General features: G+C 51.3%; 23 protein-coding genes. 17 read left to right on the forward strand and 6 right to left on the reverse strand.

Features of this window, described 5'->3' with window-relative positions:
- Window position 1 precedes the first annotated feature (1 nt).
- Entirely contained in the window at window positions 2–682 is a 681-nt protein-coding gene (locus Q1A04_RS15915) for an ABC transporter ATP-binding protein (protein ID WP_299708836.1), read from the forward strand.
- 49 nt (window positions 683–731) lie between these two features.
- Complete coding sequence (locus Q1A04_RS15920; RefSeq protein WP_299707973.1) at window positions 732–1925, forward strand: anhydro-N-acetylmuramic acid kinase; 1194 nt, start codon at window positions 732–734, stop codon at window positions 1923–1925.
- A gap of 36 nt (window positions 1926–1961) precedes the next feature.
- Here Q1A04_RS15920 and Q1A04_RS15925 read toward each other — a convergent pair whose 3' ends face one another.
- Window positions 1962–2480, reverse strand: a complete 519-nt coding sequence (locus tag Q1A04_RS15925; protein WP_299707975.1) for a hypothetical protein — start codon at window positions 2478–2480, stop codon at window positions 1962–1964.
- 221 nt (window positions 2481–2701) lie between these two features.
- Between Q1A04_RS15925 and Q1A04_RS15930 the strand changes: the two genes are divergently transcribed.
- Window positions 2702–3481 carry a hypothetical protein gene (locus Q1A04_RS15930; protein ID WP_299707977.1) on the forward strand — a complete coding sequence of 260 codons (780 nt, stop codon included), beginning with the start codon at window positions 2702–2704 and terminating at the stop codon, window positions 3479–3481.
- 78 nt (window positions 3482–3559) lie between these two features.
- Here the strand turns inward: Q1A04_RS15930 and uvrA are convergent, their stop codons facing one another.
- Window positions 3560–6091, reverse strand: coding sequence for an excinuclease ABC subunit UvrA (gene uvrA / locus Q1A04_RS15935; protein ID WP_299707979.1), 2532 nt, complete (start codon window positions 6089–6091; stop codon window positions 3560–3562).
- 261 nt (window positions 6092–6352) lie between these two features.
- Here uvrA and Q1A04_RS15940 point away from each other — a divergent pair, with 261 nt between their 5' ends.
- From Q1A04_RS15940 to Q1A04_RS15950, 3 genes are all read left to right on the forward strand, one after another.
- Window positions 6353–6532, forward strand: coding sequence for a DUF1059 domain-containing protein (locus Q1A04_RS15940; protein WP_299707981.1), 180 nt, complete (start codon window positions 6353–6355; stop codon window positions 6530–6532).
- Between the two features lie 254 nt (window positions 6533–6786).
- On the forward strand, window positions 6787–7938 hold the full coding sequence (locus Q1A04_RS15945) for a zinc-dependent alcohol dehydrogenase (protein WP_299707983.1): 1152 nt from the start codon (window positions 6787–6789) through the stop codon (window positions 7936–7938).
- Between the two features lie 16 nt (window positions 7939–7954).
- The gene (locus tag Q1A04_RS15950; RefSeq protein ID WP_299707985.1) at window positions 7955–8446 is read left to right on the forward strand and encodes a hypothetical protein; all 492 of its coding nucleotides are present in this window, start codon (window positions 7955–7957) and stop codon (window positions 8444–8446) included.
- Between the two features lie 57 nt (window positions 8447–8503).
- Here Q1A04_RS15950 and Q1A04_RS15955 read toward each other — a convergent pair whose 3' ends face one another.
- The 3 genes from Q1A04_RS15955 to Q1A04_RS15965 all read right to left on the reverse strand — a co-directional run bounded on the left by Q1A04_RS15955 (window position 8504) and on the right by Q1A04_RS15965 (window position 13709).
- The gene (locus tag Q1A04_RS15955; protein WP_299707987.1) at window positions 8504–9337 is read right to left on the reverse strand and encodes a hypothetical protein; all 834 of its coding nucleotides are present in this window, start codon (window positions 9335–9337) and stop codon (window positions 8504–8506) included.
- Between the two features lie 65 nt (window positions 9338–9402).
- On the reverse strand, window positions 9403–11529 hold the full coding sequence (locus Q1A04_RS15960; protein WP_299707989.1) for a PAS domain-containing sensor histidine kinase: 2127 nt from the start codon (window positions 11527–11529) through the stop codon (window positions 9403–9405).
- 479 nt (window positions 11530–12008) lie between these two features.
- On the reverse strand, window positions 12009–13709 hold the full coding sequence (locus Q1A04_RS15965; RefSeq protein ID WP_299707991.1) for a CoA-disulfide reductase: 1701 nt from the start codon (window positions 13707–13709) through the stop codon (window positions 12009–12011).
- 492 nt (window positions 13710–14201) lie between these two features.
- Here Q1A04_RS15965 and Q1A04_RS15970 point away from each other — a divergent pair, with 492 nt between their 5' ends.
- From Q1A04_RS15970 to Q1A04_RS15990, 5 genes are all read left to right on the forward strand, one after another.
- Entirely contained in the window at window positions 14202–14816 is a 615-nt protein-coding gene (locus tag Q1A04_RS15970; protein ID WP_299707993.1) for a hypothetical protein, read from the forward strand.
- A 199-nt stretch (window positions 14817–15015) separates the two neighbouring features.
- Window positions 15016–15504 (forward strand): hypothetical protein, encoded by a 489-nt coding sequence (locus tag Q1A04_RS15975; protein WP_299707995.1) that lies wholly within the window; start codon window positions 15016–15018, stop codon window positions 15502–15504.
- A gap of 76 nt (window positions 15505–15580) precedes the next feature.
- The gene (locus Q1A04_RS15980) at window positions 15581–16261 is read left to right on the forward strand and encodes a hypothetical protein (RefSeq protein ID WP_299707997.1); all 681 of its coding nucleotides are present in this window, start codon (window positions 15581–15583) and stop codon (window positions 16259–16261) included.
- A gap of 400 nt (window positions 16262–16661) precedes the next feature.
- The gene (locus tag Q1A04_RS15985; protein WP_299707999.1) at window positions 16662–16934 is read left to right on the forward strand and encodes a hypothetical protein; all 273 of its coding nucleotides are present in this window, start codon (window positions 16662–16664) and stop codon (window positions 16932–16934) included.
- A 214-nt stretch (window positions 16935–17148) separates the two neighbouring features.
- Window positions 17149–17844 (forward strand): hypothetical protein, encoded by a 696-nt coding sequence (locus Q1A04_RS15990; RefSeq protein WP_299708001.1) that lies wholly within the window; start codon window positions 17149–17151, stop codon window positions 17842–17844.
- An 11-nt stretch (window positions 17845–17855) separates the two neighbouring features.
- Here Q1A04_RS15990 and Q1A04_RS15995 read toward each other — a convergent pair whose 3' ends face one another.
- A complete protein-coding gene (locus Q1A04_RS15995) occupies window positions 17856–18479 on the reverse strand; it encodes an MEDS domain-containing protein (protein WP_299708003.1) in 624 nt (207 codons plus the stop codon).
- Window positions 18480–18737: 258 nt separating this feature from the next.
- Here Q1A04_RS15995 and Q1A04_RS16000 point away from each other — a divergent pair, with 258 nt between their 5' ends.
- From Q1A04_RS16000 to Q1A04_RS16025, 6 genes are all read left to right on the forward strand, one after another.
- The gene (locus Q1A04_RS16000; RefSeq protein WP_299708004.1) at window positions 18738–19115 is read left to right on the forward strand and encodes a hypothetical protein; all 378 of its coding nucleotides are present in this window, start codon (window positions 18738–18740) and stop codon (window positions 19113–19115) included.
- Between the two features lie 126 nt (window positions 19116–19241).
- On the forward strand, window positions 19242–20009 hold the full coding sequence (locus Q1A04_RS16005; RefSeq protein WP_299708006.1) for a DoxX family membrane protein: 768 nt from the start codon (window positions 19242–19244) through the stop codon (window positions 20007–20009).
- Between the two features lie 59 nt (window positions 20010–20068).
- Window positions 20069–21412, forward strand: coding sequence for an HTTM domain-containing protein (locus Q1A04_RS16010; protein ID WP_299708008.1), 1344 nt, complete (start codon window positions 20069–20071; stop codon window positions 21410–21412).
- A gap of 207 nt (window positions 21413–21619) precedes the next feature.
- The gene (locus Q1A04_RS16015) at window positions 21620–22273 is read left to right on the forward strand and encodes a hypothetical protein (protein WP_299708010.1); all 654 of its coding nucleotides are present in this window, start codon (window positions 21620–21622) and stop codon (window positions 22271–22273) included.
- Window positions 22274–22292: 19 nt separating this feature from the next.
- Complete coding sequence (locus Q1A04_RS16020; protein ID WP_299708012.1) at window positions 22293–24044, forward strand: cache domain-containing protein; 1752 nt, start codon at window positions 22293–22295, stop codon at window positions 24042–24044.
- Between the two features lie 11 nt (window positions 24045–24055).
- Window positions 24056–25831, forward strand: a complete 1776-nt coding sequence (locus tag Q1A04_RS16025; RefSeq protein ID WP_299708014.1) for a cache domain-containing protein — start codon at window positions 24056–24058, stop codon at window positions 25829–25831.
- Window positions 25832–25844 lie beyond the last annotated feature (13 nt).

Raw genomic sequence — 25844 nt, forward strand, 5'->3', positions numbered from 1 at the left:
CATGCAGGAAGTCATACTCGAGGCGCGCGGCATCAACAAGGAGTTTCATGATCCGGTGACCGTGCAGGTGCTCCGCGACATCACCTTCACCGTGAACAAAGGCGAGTTCGTATCGGTGATCGGGAAGTCAGGCTGCGGCAAGTCCACCTTGCTCTACATCCTATCGACCATGGACACGGACTATACCGGCGAACTGCTGATCGACAGAGAACTGATGACCGGCCGCCCCGACAAAGAGCTGGCCCGCATCCGCAATGAGAAGATCGGGTTTGTGTTTCAGTTTCACTACCTGCTCAACGAGTTTACGGTGCTGCGCAACGTCATGCTGCCCGGGCTCAAGCTGGGTAAATTTAGCGAGCAGGAGGTAGAGCACCGCGCCATCGAACGGCTGAAAATGCTGGGTATAGAAAAGCTGGCCAGCAAGCCGGCCTATCATATCTCAGGTGGCGAGAAACAACGCGTTGCCATCGCCCGCGCCCTCATCAATGACCCGCACATTATCATGGGCGACGAACCCACCGGTAACCTCGACAAGCGCAACAGTGACATCGTGTTCAACATCTTCAAAGAACTCACCGAAGAACACAACCAGACCCTGCTCATCGTAACCCACGATCCGGAGTTTGCCGAAAACAGCAACCGCATCATCGAGATGGAGGATGGGCGGATTATACGGCATTAGCACAAGCCATACCTCCATCAGCCTACTTACAATTTGAAACCCTATACCTATGAACCAAAGTCTCCTGCGCCTCTCCCAAATCGCCCAAAAAGAATCACGCATCATCATCGGACTGATGTCGGGTACTTCGCTTGATGGACTGGATGTGGCGCTGTGCCGTTTCACCGGTTATGGCACCGCCACGCAGGCACACGTCGAGCGCTTCAGTTCTATACCTTATGAGGCCGCGTTCAGGGAAAGGGTAAAGGCGATTTTTTCGAAACGGCAGGTTGATTTAGAGCAGGTCTGTCTGATGAACGCCTTTATCGGCAGTTACCATGCGGAGTTGATCAATGCGTGTTTAGCAGACTGGGGGGTAAAGGCGGAAGAGGTGGATGTGATTGCCAGCCACGGACAGACCATTTACCATGCACCGGCCTCGCTGCACGGCATCTCGGGCATGCCAAACGCTACACTGCAGATCGGCGACGGCGACCACATTGCGGTTAAAACCGGTATCATTACGCTCAGCGACTTTAGGCAGAAGCACGTAGCAGCGGGAGGCGAAGGGGCTCCGCTGGCAGTATACGGAGACTACCTGCTATTTTCTGAGAAAGGAAAGAACCGGATTCTGCTGAATATTGGGGGCATCTCTAACTTTACCTTCCTGCCCGGCGACCTCGACACGTCCCGCATTTTCTCAACAGACTTGGGGCCGGGCAACACCCTGATGGATGCCTATGTGCAGGCGCATTTTCCGGGGCAGACTTACGATGCCGACGCGGCCATCGCGACTCGGGGCAGGTATAGCGCCCCTTTGGTGGAGGAGCTGCTAAATCACCCTTTCTTCGGACATTCTATACCTAAAACTACAGGTCCCGAGCTGTTCAACCTAGCATACTTGGAGCAGGCACAGCGCAAGTCCGACACAACTGGCCTTTCGCCTGAAGATGTGATGGCCAGCCTGAACCGCTTTACAGCCGAAGGTATAGCCAAGGCTGTGAAAGATGCCGGAGTGGAGCATGACGCTGAAATATTTTTGAGCGGAGGGGGGATGCACAACCCGCTGCTACTCGAGAACCTGCGGGACCTACTGACAGCTGTTCCGCTGCGCGACACGCAGGCGCTGGGTATATTGCCCGATGCCAAAGAGGCAGTGCTTTTTGCCACCTTGGCGAACGAGTGTCTGGCAGCGGAGCGCATCGATTTCGGAAGCGCCCGTATACCTTCCATTCGGATGGGAAAGATCAGTCTGCCGGATTAAGAAAATTGCCGGATTGAGAAACAGGTATAGCGGAGCCTACCGCCTGATACGTATAAGTTTTTCTTCAATGGCAGGGCTTAGCACCAGCACCAAGTGCTCGGCGAAGGCGGCATTCTCTATTTCCTCCTCACTCATCAAAGCGATCAGGCCTATGGGTTCACTGTCCTCTGTCAGAAAGATACTGCCCATGTAGCTTTCAATGTTCAACTCCTGCAGTTCTACGTCTAGCGGGAAATACTGCTGAACGTCGTGGGGGAAATAGCAGAACCGTTGGGTGATGACAGAATCGCAGGGCGTGTATTGGAGGGGATATTGGATATTGGACTTTTCCTCGCCGTTTTTCAAAAAAACCTTGGTCTCTACGCGTTTTCCGTCCGTGCTCAGGATGCCAATCAGCACATACTGCACGGAAGTATGCTCAGCTATAAAAGACGCCACGTTCTTTAAAAAGTCTTTGTCACGCTGTTGTTCCGAAATGGAGATGGCGGCTTCTAATATTTGATGCTCCTCTTCTTCCAGCGTGTAATTCCAGTGATGTACGAACCTGTATTCCATTGCAAAATTTTTGCGCAAGTGGTATGTTATAAACCTACGCGATTATACCTATGCGAGGGGACAAGATATGGGGCTATTGGTGAAAGGGTTATTTTACAAAGTAAACAGTTGGTTTTACACAGTGAACAGCTTCCCTTGGGAAGTGAATTCAATCTTGCTTGGCTAATTATTTGGTCTAAGGTTATACCTTTGCATGCTAATTTCTCAAAAAGTACTCATTTATGCAGCACGCTTTCACACGCAGGCTATACACGCACTACCGAAGCTTTGTGCTAGGGCTCATAGGTATAATGATAGTGTTTCTCTTCACTGGTCAGGCACAGGCGCAGGTAATTTACAAAGGAGGCTCCAATGTGCAGCTGCTGTACGGTCGCAGCCTTAATCAATCGGGCCAACTGGCTACCATTACCTTTGAGCACTTTGGTGATCTGGGACCCTTTGAGCACTTTGGTTTTGCTGATCTTTATAATGACGCCAGTCTGGCCGCTCCGAATATGTACCTAGAGTGGTATCCGAAACTGAGCCTGAGCCGGGCCACGGGGCGCGAGGTAAGCCTCGGCCCGATCAGCGACGTGCTGGTAGGCGGCGGTATCAACGTGCTGTTCGGCGGTATGGAGGACTTTTTCGCCTACACGGCCGGTCCGGCTTTTAAGTTTCGTTTGCCCGGCCAAGGACTGCTGCAACTCGAAACCTATTACTACAAGCAGCATGGTGCCGAGTACAGCGGCACGTACCAAATCACGCCCAGCTGGGATATTCCAATTCCTGTTTCAGAGCGCGTCCGCTTCCGTTTCCGCGGTTTTATGGACCTCATCGGTGACCGCGGGCCCGGAACTTACCAGTACCTCACCCAGCCGCAGTTTCACGTGGACATGGGTAATTTCTGGGATAAGCCCGGCAAGGTATACATGGGCACCGAGTGGCGCTACTGGCGCAATGTCGTGGGTATAGAGGGCCTTAACGAATCGATCCTGCAAGCGAATGTGCTGTTTTCTTTGTAACAGTAGAGCATAAAAAATAAACCGAAAGCCCCCGCATTTTTACAATGCGGGGGCTTTCGGTTTATAAAACTTCTAATTTCACAATCCTTTTAAAAAAGGTGCGGTTTTGCTCTCTTTCGACTTGGCAACCTGTGCAGGTGTGCCGGCAGCAACAATAAGCCCTCCGTCCTCGCCGGCGCCCGGACCAATGTCTATCACCCAATCGCTGGCGGCCACCACGCGCATATCGTGCTCCACTACGATCACAGTGTTTCCAGCTTCAACCAGATTATCGAGTTGCGTCATCAACTTGTCCACGTCGGCGGGGTGCAGGCCTGTGGTGGGTTCGTCGAGGATGTAGAGGGAATTGCCCCGCTGGGAGCGCTGCAGTTCGGTGGCCAGCTTGATACGCTGCGCCTCACCGCCGGAGAGCTCCGTAGCCGGTTGCCCGAGCCGGAGGTAGCCCAACCCGACTTCGCGCAGTACCGTGAGCGCCCGGTGTATGGCCGGCTCCTCATCAAAGAACTCCCAAGCGGCATCCACGGTCATGCCCAGCACGTCGGCGATGTTTTTGTCGCGGTAGGTAACCTCCAGCGTTTTGGCATTGTAGCGCGCACCGTGGCAGACAGGGCAGGGGGCGTATACGCTCGGCAGGAAGAGCAGTTCCACCATCACGAAGCCTTCGCCTTGGCAGTTCTCGCAGCGCCCTTTGGCAACGTTGAAGGAGAATCGCCCCGCGTCATATCGGCGGGATTTGGCCATGGGTGTTGCCGCGAATAATTTCCGGACGTGGTCAAACAGGCCGGTATACGTCGCCATGTTGGAGCGCGGTGTGCGGCCGATGGGTTTCTGGTCCACCCGCACGAGCCGTTTGATGTGCTCTATACCTGCTACAATGTGACCGCCCGTCTGCAAGGGCGCGGCACGCTCCAGTTCATCGCCTTCCTCTTCTTCCACGGGCAGTTCATGGCCTAAGTGCGCGGCTACCAGCTCTACCAGTACTTGACTGACCAAGCTCGACTTGCCGGATCCAGACACACCTGTAACAGACGTGAAAACACCCAGCGGAAACTCTGCGCTGAGATCATGCAGGTTATTGCGCGTGACACCGGACAGTTGCAACCAGCCCTTGGCTTGTCGTGGGTTAGGGTTGAGTACTTCCGCTTTACCGAACAGGTACTCGCCGGTTCTGGAGGCTTTTACTTTTTGGAGACCCTCAGGCGGACCGCTGTACAGGATCTCACCACCCTTCTCACCGGCGGCCGGACCCACGTCCACGATCCAATCGGCGTGTCGGATCACCTCCGTTTCATGTTCCACGATAAAGAGCGAGTTGCCCGCTGCTTTCAATCCGTCCAAGGCCTTGAGCAGGGAAAGCGTGTCGGCGGGGTGCAGCCCGGCGGAGGGCTCGTCGAGCACATACACCACTCCGAATAGGTGCGAGTAGAGTTGGGTGGCCAAGCGAAGGCGCTGCAGCTCACCCGGCGACAGGGTGGGGGTGCTGCGCTCCAGCGAGAGGTAGCCCAGCCCGAGGTCGAGCAGCACGTCGATGCGGGCGCAAAGGTCCTCGGCGATGCGCTGCGCCACGATAGTTTGCTCTGGGTGTTCTGCCTCCTGCTGTTCATGCCCGGTGGCGGTGCCCTCGGCGAAAGGCCTCAGTTCTTTTTGAATACGCTTCAGAGGCAAGCGCGACAGCTCTGTTATATCGTAGCCGGCGAACTTCACGTCCAGTGACTCAGGGCGCAGCCGTTTGCCTTGGCAGTTGGGGCAGTCGGTACTCAGCATGTACTGCATCACCCGTTTTTTCATGAGCGGGCTGTTGGTGTTGGCGAAGGTATGGAACACATGACGGCGGGCGCTGCTGAACGTGCCCATGTAGTTTGGTTCCTCCTTTCGCTTCAGGGCGCGTTGGGTCTGTTCGGGCGTATAGCCGGGGTATACCGGCACCACAGGTTGTTCGTCTGTGAAGAGTATCCAGTCACGGTCTTTCTGTGGCAACTCACGCCAAGGTCTGTCCACGTCAAATCCCATGCTCACCAGAATGTCGCGCTGGTTCTGACCGCCCCAAGCGGTGGGCCAAGCTGCAATGGCCCGCTCTCGAATGGTGAGGGAGCCGTCTGGCACCATGGACTGTTCGGTCACTTTATAAATGCGCCCCAGCCCGTGACAAGCCGGGCAGGCTCCTTCAGGGGTGTTGGGGGAGAAAGCCTCGGCGTAGATAATGGACTGCCCCGGCGGGTAGTCGCCGGCACGGGAGTAAAGCATGCGCAGCAGGTTGGACAGGGTCGTGACGCTGCCCACCGAAGAGCGGGTGGTAGGAGTGCCGCGCTGTTGCTGCAGGGCCACGGCGGGCGGCAGACCTTCAATAGCATCTACATCGGGTACGGCCATCTGATGAAACAAGCGGCGGGCATAGGGCGACACCGATTCCAGATAGCGCCGCTGCGCCTCAGCGTAAAGTGTGCCAAAAGCCAAGGACGATTTGCCGGAACCAGAGACACCCGTGAACACGACCAAGGCGTCGCGGGGTATGGATAGGTCGATGTTCTTCAGGTTATGCTCACGCGCGCCTCGCACACGCACGAAACCTTTCATTTCTTCCGATGCTTGCTGCCGATCTGCTTTTGCCATGTATAAGGTCTGTCTGTTTTAAGCTGTCAATAGGAGGGAATTGCTACATCCCCGATTAATCAGAGGTTGTACGGAATATGTCAGCATGCTGATGTTTTAGGAGAATCTGAAAAGGGCTGTAAGTGATTGTATGGGATGCATCTAGTTTGTTTAGTGGAATATAAAACGTTTGGTAACATATTGTTATTCAGTAGGTATAGAGTATAATAATTAATGTTGTAAGCATGCAATCCATTGTTAAACTTTATACCAATCAACGTTATGAAAACATTAAAATGCAGGGACGTCGGATTTGACTGCGATGCCGAAGTAAAGGCAAATAGCGAACAGGAAGTGATGGCGCAAGCCAGTAAACACGCACACGATGTGCACCATGTGGATGTAACGCCGCAGATGGCGGAACAAATCAGAACCAAGATTAAAGTTGATGGGATGAAATAGTCATCTGCAGACCATTTTGAGGACTGAAATTAGTTGAGGCACAGATAGAAATCTGTGCCTTTTCTTTTGATAAAACCTGAGATGCCAGCATGATAGGCAGTTATAAATATAAGTCAATTTATATATAGTGCTTCCTTTTAAAAATCCAATTTTTGTAACCCTTGAGGTATAGAATAGTATTTATTTAAACGCGAAACGAAAACCTAGGCTAGGTGGCGAGTATCGCATTATCTAACACCACTGAAAACAAACTTATGCTGGCAATGAACTATCGCGGACCACAGCGGGTCCGCATCGATGAAAAACCAGAGCCCAAAATACTGCATCCCCAAGATGCGATTGTGCGCGTAACGCGCTCCTGTATCTGCGGTTCTGATCTCCACTTATACAATGGCAATGTACCCGACACCCGCGTGGGCATGACCTTCGGGCATGAATTCATCGGGGAAGTAACCGAGATTGGCTCTGAAGTGCAAAAACTGAAAGTGGGTGACATGGTGATTGTGCCCTTCAACATCGCCTGCGGCAAATGCCATTTCTGCAAGCAGGGACTTTTTGGTAACTGCCACGAGTCCAACTCGCAGGCTACGGCTGTGGGTGGCATCTTCGGTTACTCTCACACGGCTGGCGGCTACGATGGCGGACAGGCCGAATATGTGCGCGTTCCTTACGCCGATGTCGGACCAACGGTGATACCGGAAGGGATGGACCCGGATGATGCCGTGCTGCTGACCGACGTGGTACCCACCGGTTACCAAGCCGCGGAGATGGGCGGTATACAGAAAGGCGACACGGTCGTGATATTCGGTGCCGGCCCTATTGGAATCATGGCGGCGCGCTGCTCTTGGCTCTTCGGTGCTGGGCGCGTGATCGTGATCGACAAACTGGAGTACCGACTGGAATTTGTGAGGAACTACGCTAACTGTGAGGCCTATAATTATGAGGAAATGGACGACCCCGTGTTGTTTGTGAAAAAAACAACCGACTGGATGGGTGCTGACGTGTGCATCGATGCAGTTGGGGCGGAAGCATCCGGCAATTTGATGCAGACTATCACAGGTCGAAAGTTGTTGCTGCAGGCGGGCTCCGCCACAGCTGTGCACTGGGCCGTCAACTCGCTTAAAAAGGGGGGTATCCTGTCCATTGTCGGGGTGTATGGCCCTACCGATAACCTCGTACCGATCGGCAACGTGGTGAACAAAGGTATCACGATCCGGGCTAACCAAGCTTCGGTGAAAAGGCTGCTTCCGCGCTTAATCGATCATGTGCAGAATGGCGTGATCAATCCCAAGCCACTGATCACACACCGCGTGCCGCTTGAGGATATTGCGGATGCCTATCATATTTTTTCAGAGAAACTGGACAATTGCATCAAGCCTGTGCTGATTCCACCATCAGCTCGATAGTAAAGGAGACATCATCATGGAAAATAAAACACCAAAAGATTATTCGCATATAAAAGACTGGGGAATAGACGCTGATCTGAAGAACGATCCGACCTACCCTATGAAGCACCGCACCGACGCGGAACAGGAGGGCTATAGTTGGGAGCGACCGACGCAGCAGGACATCAACATTGAAGTGCTGCACTCAAACGAGCGCCCCAATGTAACTGCCGTTTTCGGCACCTCCATGCCACCGAGCGGACTAAGCGGCATGATTAGGCGCTTCGCTTTCAAACACAGCGAAAACAGCTACCTGCACTGGCTACCGCTGCTCATGGCTGACCGCGTGAATGTGGTGGAGGGCGTGATAGAGGACTTTGCGCATGGCAAGGTACCCAATATTTTTGCCGAGAAAGGTTGGAAAGCCGATTGGGAGCATAACCGCAGCGGACTAATACAAAAAGTGGGGGTGATGGCCTTGGTTACCACCGCCGCCGTGCTGTTGCTAACCCGTAAAAAAAGCGATTAATAATTGAAGATAAGCCAAAACAGAGGCAGCGACCAACGGTCGCTGCCTCTGTTGCTTTTAGTCCCATTCTATTATGTCATCTTCATCTTCGTTATCGTCAAATTCCCCGTCGAAACTATCTTCCTCATCCCAGTCATCCATTACATACACCTCGTCCGCCTCATCGTCCTGTATACCTATTAGTTCCTCAGAAACATCAAGGTTTTCATTCTCCAACAGAAAGTCATGTAGCAGGGGCACCGCCGTAAACCCTGAGCCGCTCAGGTCGATCAATTGGCCGCGCTGCAAAAAGCGGTTAGCGTCCAGCAGCACTTCGTAAATGGGGGTATGGATGTGCTTGGGTATCTTGAACAGGCGCGGGTCTCGCTTATCGAAGGGGGTAGCAATAGCGGAGGTATACAGGTATGGGATAAGGGTTTTAGAACAGCTGATGGCAATGCGGTCGATACGGTGCTGCTGAAAGTACTCCTGTAGACGTCCGTTTATATTCTCGAAAAATTCAGCGGTCTCACCTAAACGAACACGCGAACCCGCCCGGGATTTCCCTTTGGTCTTGAGGTATTTGATCTGGCTCTTGCCCTGCTTCTTGCGCACCATGTAGGAGCGGAACACCTTGTGGTTCAGACAGCGCCCCTGCTCAAAATAGCCCATGGCGCAGTTACCCGCCTGAATCAGCAGGATAATGTAGTTTACCGGTTTTGCTTCGGCTATACCTGTCGCTGCGTACGGAACGGTGATCGGCAACCGGAAATGGATCTGTTCCAGACCCTTTTCGTCAAGCAGTGTAAGCCGGTGTTTTTCCGGGGCATATTCCGTTTTGATGGAAGACGTCTGAATGGAATGGAGCAGTTCGGCGGCCTTGTCGTGTGGTAAAAAACGGATAGTATCCATAAACAGGGTATAGCGCAATTTAGGTGCGCAAGTTCGCAAAAAGCCGCGTAGATACTAGTGAGCGCTTATCGTTTCAGGTAAATGCTCAGAGTAGAGCCTTTCCCGACCTTACTTTTAACCTCAATCCGTCCTTCAGCATTCTCCACAATTCTCTTCACCATATAGAGGCCTATACCGGACCCGTCTACGTGGTCGTGCAGTCGGGTGAACATGGAAAATATTTTTTGCTGCCCGGATGGGCTCATACCTAGTCCGTTGTCTTGTACCGTAATTATGGCAAAATCGCCGGAGGTTTTACCGCTTATCTGAACAAGGGGCACACGATCCGGGGAGCTGTACTTGATGGCATTGGAAAGCAGGTTGTAAACAATAGAGCGCATATTTTTCTCGGAGAACCTAATGGCCATGTGAGGGGCTACGTCGATTTCGAGCTTAGCACCGGCCTTTTCGATCTGGCTGCTTAAGTCAAGCGCTACATCATCGATTAACTCGCGAAGGTTAACCTCTGAAACCTCTTGGCTGTTTTCCTTTTGCAGTTTGGTCACATCCGTCAGATGCTCAATGGTGCGCTTAAACCGGGCGATGGAGCTTTCGATCATCTCGATTACCCCCTTGACCTCATCAGAAGTCCGTACCTCGCTAGGTATAGACTCCAGCAGAATGAGCAAAAGTCGCTCGATGTTAAAGATGGGAGCCTTTAGGTCGTGAGATGCCGCGTAGATGAAATTGTCCAGATCCGCATTGATGCGGACTAACTGCGTGTTGGTATCCGACAGCTCCAGGTTGGTCGCGGCGAGCTTTTCGGTGAGTGCCCTTGCCTCCTGTTCACTCTCTTCCAGTTTCATCCGGGCTATTGTCTGCTCGGTTATATCATGCACCAAGGTATAGAAGCCGACCACTTCGCCGTCTCTGATATCAGGCACGTAACTGCTGTAGATGTATTTTACAAAGTCCTCGCGGTAGGGCATTCGGCTCTCATAGTTGAGGCGCTCTCCGGCCAGTGCCCGGTCGATGTATTGTTTCACACCGCTGTAGGCTTTTTCGCCTATCACATCCCGTACAGGCCTACCCAGTAATTCATTTGCTTTTAACGGAAACCAAGACTCGTAGGCCTTGTTGGTAAAGCGGTACTTCTCCTCCTTGTCCAGATAGCCGATCAGCACAGGCAGCGCATCGGTAATCAGACGTAGCGTCTCAGCGCTCTGCTCTACTTTTTTTCGAGACATGACGTGGTCCGTCACCTCGTAAAAAAACAACAGCAGGCCGTCAATCTCGCCCTGCTCATTGCGGCGCGCTTGGTAAGTGAAGGTGAAATATAGCTCCTCCAATGTGCCATCGCCGTGGCGTGAAAGTGATACCGGATATTCTGATTCTTGGTATGTTTCACCTGTTCTGTATACCTGCTCTATGGAGCGAATCAAAGGGGTGCCTGCCAGTTCCGGAAAGGCTTCTACAAAGGGTTTACCCAAGACGTTTTTGGTCGGGAAAGCACGCTGGAAGGCTGGGTTAAACAGCTGAAACTTCAGCTCCGGGCCATCCAAGACCAGAAATGGGATAAGAGAGTTCATAAAAACGGCGTGAAGCCTGTTTCGCTGTATTTCGATAGCTGCTTTTGATAACTCCAGATATCCGGCGTATTCGGCTGCGTGGATCTCCTCCTGCTGATGGAACGATGCCTGCTGAGCTTGGACTGCTGCCAGCTCCTCCTTCGTTATTTGCTGCAGGCCATACAAAGTTTCCACTTGGTGTTTGCTCTTTTCCAGTCCTTCTTGGGCTAACACCTGCTCTGTGACGTCCACTACTTTGTGTAGGATGTACTCTATACCGCCATTTTCGTCTAGTACCGGGGTATTGGTAGGCAGCCAGTATCTTTTCTGAAAATTTCCCGTCTCCGGAGGTGATTGCACATCATAACGCTGCAGCGCCATTTGGTGGGGTTTCTTGTTTTGAATCACCCATTGCAGCGAGAGTCGCAAATTCATAGTGCCATCCGGCTCAGACAAGTTAGGATTATCAGGGAGGACCTCAAAGAGGTAGCGACCAAGCGCAGCCTCAAGCTTAAGCTGCGTTGCTTCTAGGTAAGTTTTGCTGGCTCCTAATATAGAAAGGTCAGTCGAAAGAATCAGGTATAGATCAGGCACTGCATCAAGGAAGCGTAGAAGCTCAGAAGACAGGGAAGCGTGTTTAGTCATAATTCTAATTGAAGCAGTACTGGAAAAGCGCCTCTGCAATTCGGCTTGATGGATTTGAAAAAGAAGCTTGGGAATGCCATTTCTGTCCTGCCATTCCAATATCCGGTGTTTAGCTGAGAACTGCAACAATATACTTTATAAAAGGGGCTGCTGTTTTGTTCGGACTAAAGATCAGACAATGTATTGGGAACCATTGGGACTGAAGTAGTCTCTGGTTCCTGTTGCATGCCGGGGAGGCTTATGCTTCAGCGTCTATTCTAAGGAGGTGCGCAAGGTATAAGAGGAGTCAGATTCCGGAAGGTTAAATTGTCAGAAAAAGCTTCAAACAGATTTCTCCCTTGTAACTTTTGGTGGGTGCGGGAGACTGCATCAAGTATTTAACTCGTCCGGGGCGAATTTGTTTAATGCCATTTCTAAACCTAACAAGCCTGTTTCCCCGGTGGGCACGCTAAGCCAACCGGGGAAATTGTGTCAGCTTGCTAGCATACTGTTTCCTGTTCTTTACGACTGGCGCTTACGTTTTCGGCTGATCCGTATCGGGCGATAGAATAGGTTTTAAAACCGCCGTCCAGACTTTTCGCTTTAAAGCCGTTTTCCTGTAGAATACGCAAGGCCAAGTAACCACGCAGACCAGCATGGCAATAAATATAAATTGTCTCGTTGGCCGGAAGCTCGCTTAAGCGGTTTCGTAGCTCGTGCAGCGGAATGTGTGCCGAGCCTGCCATGTGGTCTGTCATCCGCTCGGAGTCCTCGCGCACGTCCAGTACATAATGGCCAGCCGCCATCAGGTCATCTATCTCATTCCACTGAACGGTTTCCAGCATACCCTCCAGCAGGTTCACCGCTACATAGCCTGCCATATTCACAGGGTCTTTTGCAGAAGAGTAGGGTGGGGCATAAGCCAATTCCAACTCAGGTAGATCGTGTACGGTCAGGCCGGCCTTAATGGCAGTCGCCAGTACGTCGATCCGCTTGTCAACGCCTTTCTCACCGACTCCCTGCGCACCCAATATGCTGCCATCTTTGGGAGAGAATAGGAGTTTGAGGGCCATTGGCTTAGCACCGGGATAATAGCCCGCATGTGAGTTGGGGTGGATATGCACGGCATGGTAGGCAATCCCTTGGCGTTTCAGGTTCTTCTCGTTATTACCGGTGGTAGCGGCGGTCAGGTTAAACACTTTGGCTATGGCAGTACCGAGCGTGCCCCGGTAAGGTGTTTTTTTGCCGAATATGTTGTCGGCTACTATGCGGCCCTGTCGGTTAGCGGGCCAAGCAAGCGGCACAAAACAGGCCGTGCCGTTTACATAGTCCCGTACCTCGATGGCGTCGCCCACGGCATATATGTTAGGGTCAGAGGTTTGCAGGTATTCATTTACAGCAATGGTTTTGCGGTTGCCCAAGGCCAGTCCGGCTTCTTCTGCCAGTGTACTCTCAGGCTGCACGCCAGCTGCCATTATGATCATGTCGGTATGCAATTCTGCTCCGCTCTGCAACACTAGTCTTTTGCCGTGGTCTTCTATGCTGGCTAAGCCATCACCGAGGTAGAGTGCAACCCCTTGCTCTTGCAGGTGCAGGTGCAGACTGGCGGCCATTTCAGGATCGAGGGGCTCCATGACTTGGTTTGAGCGCTCTACTATACTCACCTCAATGCTGAGTTCGTGCAGGTTCTCTGCCATTTCTAGGCCAATGAAGCCTCCGCCTACAACAGCGGCCCTCCGTGGGCGCACCTTGTTTACAAATCCTTTGATCTTGTCAGTATCCGGAATGTTGCGCAGTGTAAACAAATGCTCAGCCTCTGCTATACCTGGTATGGGAGGGAGCATGGGTTTGGCCCCCGGCGATAAAATGAGCGTGTCGTAGGATTCTGTGTATACCTCCTGCGTGCGAAGGTCTTGCATGAGCACTGTTTTCTCATCCCGATTGATACGCACTGCCTCGGTGCGGTTCCGGATGTCGAGCTTAAAGCGGTCTGACATGCCGGCCACCGTCTGCACGAGCAGTTTGTCTCGGTTTTCGATTGCTCCGCCGATATAGTAAGGAAGTCCGCAGTTGGCAAAAGAGATGTACTCGCCTCGTTCAATCAGTACAATATGTGCATGCTCATTCAGGCGGCGAAGTCTGGCTGCTGCAGTAGCGCCTCCGGCTACACCTCCCACGATCACAATTTTCTCAGGTTTCATATGGCTAATTTTTTGGGTTTGTAAGTATGTGTCTTTTTTTAGGCTCTCTATTGTGAGCCATGTTCATCCGGGGTTTTCTGTCCCTGACTGATGCTGTAAAATTCGTGCACAACAAAATGATTTAGTGTGACGCATGTTACACAAGAAAAATAAAATATAAAAAGACCTTTAAGTATTTTATTAGTCGTGAAATTTACTTTCTCAGTTCAAAAGCATTGGCATGTTTGGAGTGGCCTGCGACGCTGATTTACTTTGGGAGAAGATTTATTATACTCTATCCAGTTGGCCTCGGAGCGTTGCAGTGACGTTGCCAAAGCTGCGTTATACCGCGGTTGTAGGTGATTTGCCACTGGGCTTTACTAAGACGGCAATTGGCACTGTAGTAGGGTGCCTGTGTAATGGAGATGAAACTGCGATTTTGTTTTAAAGTGAGTAACCTTCATTTTATAATGTGGAGCAATTGCGTTACTTTGCATTCAAAAACCACTATATATGAACAAACTTAAACTCGTGATCATCTGGTGCCTCTTCTTGGGCGCATTTTCTTCTTGCAGCGATAAAGACGATCCGGAGCCGGACGCTACGGCTGAACTCGATTACCAGCCTACTACACAGGGCTCTACATGGACGTATGGCGGCTCCTCGCCCTACACCGTAAAAGCTACTGGCAAAACCAAAGAAATCGGTGGCAAGACCTTCCACGAGATGGAAACACAAGAGGGTAGTGAAACACGTATGTCTTATGTGCACAAAGCGAATGGCGTGTACACCTTGGAAGGGATGGAAGAAGCCTTTGCCGGGGTAGCCCTCGTGTTCCTGAAAGATAACGCTCCGGTGGGCGATACTTGGACAGAGACTGTTGTCATGGACGGCATTAATACCAATATGACTTTCTCTATTGAAGCCAAAGACATAACCAAGACCGTGGAAGGAAAGACTTATCAGAACGTGATCCATGTCCGCTTGAATACCGCCGTAGTTTGGATGGGTATGGAAATAGATATGGGGGTGCCGATGAACTACTTCTGGGCAAAAGGCGTGGGCCTGATCCTGACCGATGCCGGTGACCATGGCAATTACCCTTTAAAGTCGCATACCATCAAATAGGGATGACTGCGCTGCTGAGCGGCGTAAGTTGGAACCAAGCTGGAGAGACAGCCGCAAAAGACCGCGGCTGCCTCTCCCGTTTTTAAGAAATATGGAGGATAGAAGCAGCTAAGCAGCGCTGCTTTCCGTATGCACACAGGATTGGGAATGCGCCGGCAAGCGCCGGAAAATGGCATAGAACCGACAAGCATTATCCGAAATGAGAGGGACCCTACTGATCATGCTGCTGCTGTGCTCCTGCGCCACCTCACGCGAGGCTGAAAGCCCTGTAGAGGATGACGCCGGCAAAACATTCCCCCCGAAGTTCTACCCGCCGGCCGTATACGCTCCAAAACCGCTTGATCCCACAAGGCTTAGTCTCACGCCCGACTTGGGCCGATCGCCCACACCCACTTACACGAATGGCTATACCCGAGAAGGCAAGCCAAGGATAGAGTACAAAAGCAGGATTATCACTGATACAGTCTACCTGCAAAGCCCGGTGGCGGCAGACTCCCTGTCCCGTGAACTGGAAATAGAGCAACTGGCCAATCAGGCCATCCGGAAAAGACTGCAGGATACGGAAGCGGACCGGGACTACTGGCAGGAGAAGAATGAGCAGAAGTTCTGGGCCCTGATTGCCATGGGGGTATTCGGGTTTTTATACATCCTGTTCACACTACTGGCTTCGCGCATCAAAGAGACCTAGCGCACAGTCGATAGAACCGTACGCCGCTGCCGTCGTTTAAAAAGGGAAGTTTCATTTTTAAACCTGATTCAAAACTATGGACAGACGAGAAAGAGATCGCTACGATCGTGACAACTACAACCGTGATTACAGCGGGGGCGCCGGCTACGGCCGTGGCGACGAACACTACCACAGCGCCCGCAACCTGACAAACGAATTCGAGCAGGAGTACCAAAGCCACCATCCGGACATGGATCGCGACCGCGACCGCTACATGCGTGACCGTGACCGCGGAGGTATGCGACAAAGCTATCATGAAGGAGATAGTGGAGGCGCCTACGAGCAGCGCCGACGGGAAGAAGACCGCGATTTCCGTGGCCGTGACTATGGCTTCCAGCAGCGTGACCGAGACCGCGACCGCGATTTCACGGACAGCTACAGCAGCCGTAACAGGTATAGCCAGCGAAGCGACGATTTCGGAGATCGCGACCGTGACAGGTATAGCGACCGCGACAGTTATGGTAGCCGAGAGCGCCGTGGCGGAATGAGCCATGACCGCATGCGCGAAGGCTATGGCATTTCCGATTACGGACGCACAGGGCAGTCATCCGTACGCTCAAACAGAGGCATTCCGAATGCAGGTGTTTCGAGCAGTTTCTCGGATGACTACGGCAGCACCGATTTCGACCGCGACCGTAGCTACGGCATTTCATCTGGTAATTACGGTGCCTACGGTTCTCACAGAGGTGGCTTCAGCCGCAACCGTGACGACTGGTAAACCACCGGTATACCTTAATTTGAACAAGACAGCCGCTGCCTTTGGGTAGCGGCTGTCTTGTTTTAAAATAGTTAATTTTAAATATAGTGTTTATTTAATTTATGCTTATATTGAAGGTGCCAATTGCGCCACTTGCTTGAAGATCACACAGTTCCTGAGTATAGAGCTGTCTAGTGCAAGAAGTGGCGGTAGAATTAATGCTGCAAAAAGGTGCAATTTGGCTAATCTCGGTAATCAGAATTTAGACAAGCACTAACGTAATATGAGCAAGTTATTCCTGCTATTCAAAACCGCAATTTTGGATGCCATTGTCATCTTTTTGTTTGGGCCGGTTCATCTTATTTATTTGGCTCTGAGGTATGGGACCGAGTTTGGAAGAGGGGTTGTCTTTGTTTACCCCATGTTCTTTACCTTGATTCTCGTGTTTTTGATAAACGTGGGGTACAGTCTGCTTAAGCTCACCTATAACGATCTCAATACCATGGATAAGACACGCTGGTTTGGTACTTGGCTTATCCTCCACACGCTGCTTTACCTATACCTTGAACTTACCATGCTCAATATCTCCACTTTGTTTTATGTGGAGTGTATCACAAGTGCTGTCATATACATGGGCTTTCTGATTTTCTTACACTACCGGATGTATACCAAACTTCCTGTTGCGCGGTATTAAGGCTTTGACCTTGACGCAGCGCACATCCTGTTAAAGCTGTCTCTGTTATAGTATGCAAGTTGAAAGAATTGTTTTTACCGCTTTTATTAGACCTATGGTAAAGAAAGAAGGGGCTGTCTGCTTAGGACAGCCCCTTTTGTTTTAAGCGACCTCAAGAGGGGTAGTGGGAGGTATAGTGAATTGTTGTATACTTGCGGCAGCGATACTATATCTTATGAAAAAGCTATACCCGGTTCTGCTTTCCCTTTGCGTGCTTGCTTCCTGCGATCAGGATTCCACTGAGCCAAGAATGGATTACCCCGTTACCTTTGCAACGAAGAAAATAATTAATACAAGCGCCATACGCATGTATACGAGTAATGGGGAAGTGTTAAATGCTGCACGTGCGCGAGCTTTTGCCAGTACTTATAGCACGTCGTACCATCTTGAAGACAAGGAAACAGACTTGGACACAGATCAGAAATTTATTTTGCGTTCTGAAAGCGAGGCCGAGCTATCGCAAAGAGGAAACGTAACAGCTTTTGAAATAGTAGAAGTGGACGGGATGCTTCAGTTAACCTCAACCGAGGAAAACACTATTTTGGAAAATTCCGGAAGTGAATATCTAACAGAATTAAAAGCCGCCATTAGCCGGTATAAGCCTCTCCAATATGATAGGCAGACGCTGGCTCCCACTACAGGCTATACCTATTCTTATAAAACGAAAGACCGCTTTTATGCTTCAGTCAAAGGCGATGAACTGCATTTTGGCAGAATGATTTTTACATTGAAGCGGCCTAACAGCCACGGCGGATTCTCATTGGTGACAAACGGTTCCTCTAATTTTTTTGAACCGTCCGGCGTCTCCAGGCTACATGCAGGCGATACCCTAGTCGTGCAGTCTTTTATCAACATCGCTATTAAAGAGTAGGGGAAAGCCAATCAGCTCACATCCCGGTAAGACAAATCAAATCTGGAATCCTCTACATTGATAATGACTTTAGAGTGCGCTTGGCAGATAAGCGAAATATCTTTGGCTGCGCCTTTCGGGAATTTGCTCTTAGGATAAGCACAAAATAGCGGGAAGGAATCGGTTTCGAAAAGCTCATTCCAGTACTTCTCCAGTATGATCGTAGCGGAGGCATTGCCCTGCTCCCACAGGATCGCCACCATTTCACCGAAGGCGCGCACCTTCCTGCCGGTGGCACGCACCCGATCAAACAGCCCACCAACTACCCTTAAGAATCGCTCCCGATCCGGTAAACCGTCCAGCATGAATTTAGAGAGGGTCTCATCAGCATCCAAGGCAATGTACTGGTCTGTTGTGCGTAGGGATTCAATATCCAGCCCATGTGACGTTAACCGCTGCTCCAATGCCTGCAAATGCTCCTTTGTTGCGATAATCATGACACAGTCCTCCGCCAAAACGCCTCCTTCCACAAAGTCTTCCAAAAGGCTCAGAAGCGCATCATCGCTCTCGTAAAGTTGAACCACATGCGAACTGCTGCCTACTTCACACCAGAACGTTTCTGAGTTACATACTTGCCAGTCTTTCTGTATATCCATCTTGAACTAAATTAAAGGGTGATGGTTAGGTATGATCTAGTGCCATATTCTTTGTTATGCACAAAGTCATGTGTTTAAAGTACTACCTCATTGTCAGAAGGTTTCAACAGAAAGATATTTCTAGTTGTATATAAGAAATTCAATAATTATGCATCTAATTGTTCTATAGGAAGGCCTCGTGGAAGTAACAATTATCTCCCTGCCTTGTGATTAATCTTTCCCCCTTTTTCATAGTATAATATAGGATAACCCGATATAATGAAACAGGCCCATGAACACAAGCAAACGCTAACTAGTGAGCAAAAACTGCTGCTCATAAAAGTACTGCATACTCTTATCTGGGTCTTTTTCAATGTGGTGATCTTCTATTTGCTTTACGCCGTCATCACCAACCGGATTGACAAGTGGGTATGGATCTGCCTTGGTCTTATTGTGTTGGAGGGATTGGTGCTGCTCGTATTTAAAAAGATGTGTCCCATTACGGTCGTCGCCCGCAAATACTCTGACTCCACACGCGACAATTTTGATATTTTCCTACCCAACTGGCTGGCTAGGTATAACAAGGAAATCTATACCTCAATTGTCATTGTCAGTGTATTCATTCTGATTTACCGTTTGCTGGCAGACAATCCCTAATAAAGGCTACAGCTTCTGTTAGCAGTCATATTTCCGGCGTTGGTCTAAAAGATTTTCATCATTGCGCAGGAAGTTCTTTCTTGTACAGGCTATCGATTTAGTAACCTGTACTTCAATGCTTTAACCATGATGCGAAACAAAGAACTGCTCTTGCTCCTTATTCGGCTCTTCTTAGGGTATATCTTCTTCTCGGCTGGCATCTGCAAACTGACTGGCGGGAATTTTGGTCAGGTGATCGGCCCGCCTTGGCTGGAGGAAGCGCTTTCGAAATATGGTCTGGGCTTGTTTGCGCAAGTCGTAGCCATTAGCCAGGTCCTGTGTGGCATGCTGCTGCTGTCGCAGCGCTTCAGTTTGCTGGGAGCCATCATGCTGGTGCCCATGAATATTGCCATCCTGTCTGTGACCGTTTCCATGAAGTGGGCTGGTACCCCTTATGTCAATACTGTTTTTCTATTCCTGAACCTCCTGCTGCTAGGTATGGAGCATCACAAATTCCGCTTTCTGCTGCAGGCAAACCAAGCCTGCCAGATCACACCAGCTGCGACAGATCGTATCGGGCAAAACCTGTTCAGCTGGCTAGGTATGGGCTTTAGCTTGCTCACCATCACGGTAGCGCCATTCAACTTGCTGCTTACCTACATCTTTGCCCTGCTGGCGTTGGGTGCTTTTGCCCTCACCATCGTGCGCAGCGGACTGGCTAAAAAACTCGACATCGCGCTGCTTATGCTCCCCTTTGCCGCCATGGTGTTTGTTACGCTAGGCAAACAGTTGCCCTACGCAACATGGTTGCTAGGAGGAGTGATTCTGAGCGAAGCCCTGCTTTTGCCTTACCGGCTATACCTTGGCAGAGACAGACACCAAGTCGTGGAGCCGACCACTGCCGTACTGGGCTAAGGTATAGGAATAGACCTTTTATTCACCCGAAGTCGTAGGTGCTTTATATACAGTCCGTCATGAAAGAGCTCCTCAAGCCCATCGGCATTTACCCGCTGGTATACTTCCGCATCCTGTTCGGGCTGCTGATGTTCTGCGAAGGTATAGGCGCTGTGCTTATTAACTGGGTGCAGGAGCACTACGTGGAGCCGACCTACCACTTTGGCTACATCGGACTGGAGTGGATGAAGCCGCTGCCCGGCAACGGTATGGTATACCTATACCTGCTCATGGCGCTGCTGGGCTTTCTGATCATGGTGGGCTGGAGGTATAAAATTTCCGCCTTTCTTTTCTTTCTGCTCTTTGGCTACAGTTTTTTCTGCGAGAAAACACACTACCTCAACCATCACTATCTCATCTGGCTTATCAGCGGCCTGATGGTCATCCTACCCGCTCACCGCAAATATTCGCTGGATGTGCGGCGGCGGCCGGAGCTGGAAAGCGAAGTGGCCCCGCAGTGGACGCTCTGGCTGTTCAGGGCGCAGCTGGTGCTGGTGTATTTCTACGCCGGGGTGGCCAAACTGCAGCCCGATTGGCTGGCCGCCAAATCCATGAGCATCTGGATGGCCAACAAAACACATTTTTATGTGATCGGCCCCTACTTGAACACACCCTTCATGATACAGACGGTGGTGTGGGGCGGTGTCGTGTTCGATTTCCTGATCGGGTTCGCCTTACTCTGGTCCCGGACCCGCTTGGTCGCTTTCTGGGTCGCCTTTACCTTTCACATTTTCAACTCGGCGGTGTTTCACGTAGGTGTGTTTCCTTATTTCATGATCGCGGCCAATGTGCTCTTCTTCAGCCCGGAACAGATCGCCCGCTGGTTTTTCAAAAAGCGGATCGTGCCGGAGGCCATGCAACATCTTCCACTCAAACAGCCAAGGTGGCAGCTGCAGCTGGGGGTGCAGTTCTTTATCCTATACCTAAGTTTTCAGCTGCTTTTTCCGCTGCGACATTTCTTTATACCCGGCGACGTGAACTGGACAGAGGAGGGGCACCGCTTTTCGTGGCGCATGATGCTGCGCACCAAAAGAGGTTATGTGCACTACCTCGTAAAGGATGGGGCCACACAACATACGGTATACGTGCAGCCCAGCAACTATCTTGTGCGGGAGCAGCTGCGGGAACTCCCCAAGCATCCGGATATGATCTGGCAGTTTGCGCAGTTCCTAAAGGCAGAGTATGAGCGGCAGGGGATGGAGCGGCCGGAGGTATACGCTGTCTCTACCCTCAGCCTGAACGGCTACCCGCCGCACCCCATCGTAGATCCCACCGTTGATCTTACCTCCGTGTCCTATACTTGGGGAGCCAAAAGTTGGGTAACACCCCGCCCCGAGGCCGATGGCTGGCCTTGGCTGTGGTAGTTCTATTCTTAGCCAGAACATTAATAAAAACATTTCGTTAAAAAATATAATAAATCTAAATTGGCTATTGCCAAATTGATACCGCCTGTACTACGCAATTCGCCAAAATCCTCTCTCAAGCATCACCCCTGCTGATTCACAAAATACAGGCCCCTAAAGCCTGAGCACGGTTCTATTATTTTCATTTACTAACCTAACCTATCTTTTATGAAAATATTCTCAATTTTTAAAGCCGCTCTTTTGACAGTATTCATTCCCTTTTTGATTGGTTGTGAGAAGGAGCCACTGACTGAACTGCAGGTGAGCGCTGAAAGCGAGCTCGGTAAAGGCAAACAAGTGGAACGACCATTTAAAGGAAGAATGGTGACTTCAACTATTCTGATAGGGGACGAAGAGGCAGGTTGGACGGAGGGGGATCTGCTGCCCGCATGGTTTCTCGGATCAGGAGAGGGTAATGCAACGCATATTGGCAAGTTCAACGCCTATTTTAGCCAGTATGGCATCCCTGTTGGAGTTAATGAGGCACAGGTTGTAGGAGCTCCGGTTACTATGTTTTTCACTGATGAGCTGTCGGCGCTTTTTACTCCGGCTGAGATAGCACTGATGGCAGAACTGGAGGTTAGCGTTGTCATTTACGACAAGCACGGCAATTCTATCTGGAGTGCCCGTGTACCAGTGACAAGAAACCTTATACTGGATGATGCCTCCCGCGTTGAAGTTTATCAGGAACTGGTAATAGTTGGGGGTACAGGCAGGTTTGCAGAGGCCTCAGGTTCTTATATACTAAGTGGCATAACAGAAGTTAGCAGCTCAGGACCAGGCAAGGGGGAAGTGCAGATCGAAGGGGTAATCGTGTATTGACAAAATCATTTCTTTATCCATGAAAATCGTTGTCTATTTCATCATTACAGCTTTTGCCTGTCTTACTGTATGCGAAACACAGGCCCGCCAATCTAGCTCATACACCGACAATACTAGCCAACAGGGTCAACAGGACTCAACCAAGCTGCTCGTCCAGCTGGTAAAAGACGCCTCTGAGATGGTCAGCAAGGGGGGTGAGAAGGCCTTTGCCGAGTTCCGCAAGGAGGGCAGCCGCTGGCGGGAGGGCGAAACTTACATTTTTGTGCTGGATACCGAGGGCAACATGCTCGTGCACGCCGACTCCTCCATGGAGGGCAAAAACCAGCTCGAGCTCAAAGATGTGAACGGCAAGCCCATCATCCGGGGCCTGATCGGGGCGGCTACCACTGCGCCCGATAAGCCCGCGGGCTGGTACCATTACGAGTGGCCGGTGCCGGGCGGGCTGCTGCCGCGCTGGAAGAGCAGCTTCGTGCAGCTGGTCAAGGCCCCCTCGGGCAAAAGCTATGTGGTGGGCAGCGGCATGTACAACGACCGCATGGAGCGGGAGTTTGTAGTGGACATGGTGCAAAAAGCGGTGGGGGAGATTGAGAAGCGGGGACGTGCCGCTTTTGAGCAGTTTCACGATCCGGCAAGCCCCTACAGAGCCAAGGATGCCTATGTCTTTGTGCTAGACCCGAAGGGGGTGGAGCTGGTTAACCCGGCCTTCCGCAACCTTGAGGGGCGCAACCTCATGGACCTGAAAGATACAGAAGGCAAGTACTTGGTACGGGAGATGTTTAAAGCGGTTGAGGCCAGCGATTCGGGTTGGGTGGATTACATGTGGCCCAAGCCCGGGGAAAATGTCTCTACGCAGAAATCCACTTATGTGAGCAAAGCGAAAATGGGGGACAGTTGGGTGCTGGTAGGTGCCGGCGTATACCTAGCCGATGCGCCCAAAGCAACCCCCAAAAAGCAAACCATAACTGCCACCGAGTTAAAATCTTTTGTGGAGGCGGCAGCCTCAGAGCTCATCAAGCGCGGAGAAAAGGCCTATCCGGACTTCCGAAGAAAAGGCGATAAGTGGTTCAAAGATGATACCTATCTTTTTGTCTGGCGACTGGATGGCACGCGGGTATTCCATGCCGCTGACTCCACCATGGAGGGAAAACAGGCGCGTGACATTAAGGATGCGGCCGGCAGGCCCTACGGCAAAATGTTTCTGGAGGTGGGGGAAAGACCAGAGGCAGAAGGATGGGTGCACTACATGTTCCCCGAACCGGGCGATATCTTCCCCGCTTGGAAGTCCAGCTTCCTGAAAAGGGTGACCTTCCCCTCAGGCAAACGCTACCTTGTGGGCAGCGGCATTTACAACATGCAAATGGACAAGGCCTTTATCGAGGATTTGGTAAATAGGGCCGCCGCCTTGGTGGAAGCGCGCGGACCTGATGCCTTTGCGGAGCTGCGCGATAAGCAGGGTTCTTTTTTCTTTATGGATACCTATGTGTTTGTGATGCGTCCCGATGGAACCGAACTGGTAAACCCAGCCCAACCCAGTCTGGAAGGGAAAAACCTCATGGAACTCAAAGACCTTCAAGGAAAAGAAGTAGTGAAGGAGGAGATCGCGGCAGCCATGAAAGATGGCAAGGCTTGGCTAGAGCACTACTGGTACAAACCTGGCGACAACACGCCGGCACCGAAGCAAACTTATGTGCGCCGGGTGCAGCATGGCGGAGAGACCTACATTGTAGGGTCCGGGTTTTATGGAGTGAATGGGAAAACCGGACAGCGCTAAACAAAATCCTCATGATAAAGCCTCATTTGTTACCGATCATCTTTTTGCTATCCTGCTTGGCAGTACATGCTCAAAGTACAGAAACTAAGTTTAAGGATAGCTCGCACACTGATGAAGTATCCTCACCACTTGGCGGTGTGACCCAGACAGCGCAGCAAGACTCAACCAAGCTGCTCGTCCAGCTGGTAAAAGACGCCTCTGAAATGGTCCGCAAAAGCGGGGACAAGGCCTTTGCAGAATTCCGTCAAGAGGGCAGCCGCTGGCGGGAGGGCGAAACTTACATCTTCGTGCTGGATACCGAGGGCAACATGCTCGTGCACGCCGACTCCTCCATGGAGGGCAAAAACCAGCTCGATCTCAAGGACGTGAACGGCAAGCCCATCATCCGCGGCCTCATCAATGCTGCTACCACTGTACCCAACAAGCCCGCGGGCTGGTACCACTACGAGTGGCCCGTGCCGGGCGGTCTGCTGCCGCGCTGGAAGAGCAGCTTTGTGCAGCTGGTCAAGGCCCCCTCGGGCAAAAGCTACGTGGTGGGAAGCGGCATGTACAACGACCGCATGGAGCGTGCATTTGTGGTAGACCTTGTGAAGAACGCCCAAGCTGAAATTGAAAAGCACGGCAAGGCGGCCTTTAAAACCTTCCACGACCGGGCAGGACCCTATCTTGCAAAGGACGCCTATATTTTTGTCTTCACTATGGAGGGCGTCGAGATCGTCAATCCTGCTTTCCCATCGGTGGAAGGCAACAACAACTTCGATATGCAAGATGCGCAGGGCAAGTACTTGGTGCGGGAGATCATCAAAACGGTGCAGACCAGTGACTCGGGCTGGGTGGACTACATGTGGCCCAAGCCGGGCGAGAGCATCCCTACGCAAAAGTCCGCTTACGTCCGCAAAGCGATGATTGACGGAGAGGCCTACGGAGTGGGCTGCGGCGTATACCTAGCCGATGCACCCAAAGCAGCAGCCACTTCAAAACAGATGTCGGCGACAGAGCTGATGACACTGGTGCGACAGGCAGCGTCAGAGCTAGAGAAACGTGGTGATAAAGCCTTTCCAGAGTTCCGCAAGAAAGGCAGCAAATGGTTTCAGGACGACACTTATGTTTTTGTTACCAAAATGGACGGGACCGGAATTTTGCATCCTACTGAACCTGATTACGAAAACCAGAATACCAGCGATCTGAAAGATGTGCAGGGAAGGACTTTTGTGAAAATGTTCCTAGAGGCAGCAAATAGTCCCGAAGCCGAGGGCTGGGTTCATTACCAGTACCCCAAGCCCGGCGATATCTTCCCGACTTGGAAGTCCACTTTTGTGAAGCGAGTGACTTTCCCAACAGGTGAGAAGCACTTCGTCGGCGCGGGCCTTTACAACATGCAAATGGACAAAGCGCTCATTACGGATGTGGTGAACCGTGCCGCCGCCTTGGTGGAGAAGGACGGAGAAAAAGCTTTTGACCAATTGCGCGACAAAAAGGGACCATACTATTTCATGGATGCCTACGTGTTCGTGAATACCCCAGACGGAATGGAACTGGTGAACCCGGCGCAGCCGAGCCTCGAAGGCAAGAACCTGCTAAAAGAGAAAGACGCGACAGGAAAGTACGCTGTGCGGGAATATATTGAGGCCGCTATGAAGAAGGGCAGCGCTTGGACAAGTTACCACTGGTACAAACCCGGACAGAACACACCTACCCCAAAACATACCTATGTGCGCAAGGTAGAGCACAATGGGCAGACCTATGTGGTGGGTTCTGGATTTTATGGGGAAGAACAAAAGAAATAATGACGTGAAAAAA

Source organism: uncultured Pontibacter sp. (assembly GCF_947499215.1).
Lineage (GTDB): Bacteria > Bacteroidota > Bacteroidia > Cytophagales > Hymenobacteraceae > Pontibacter.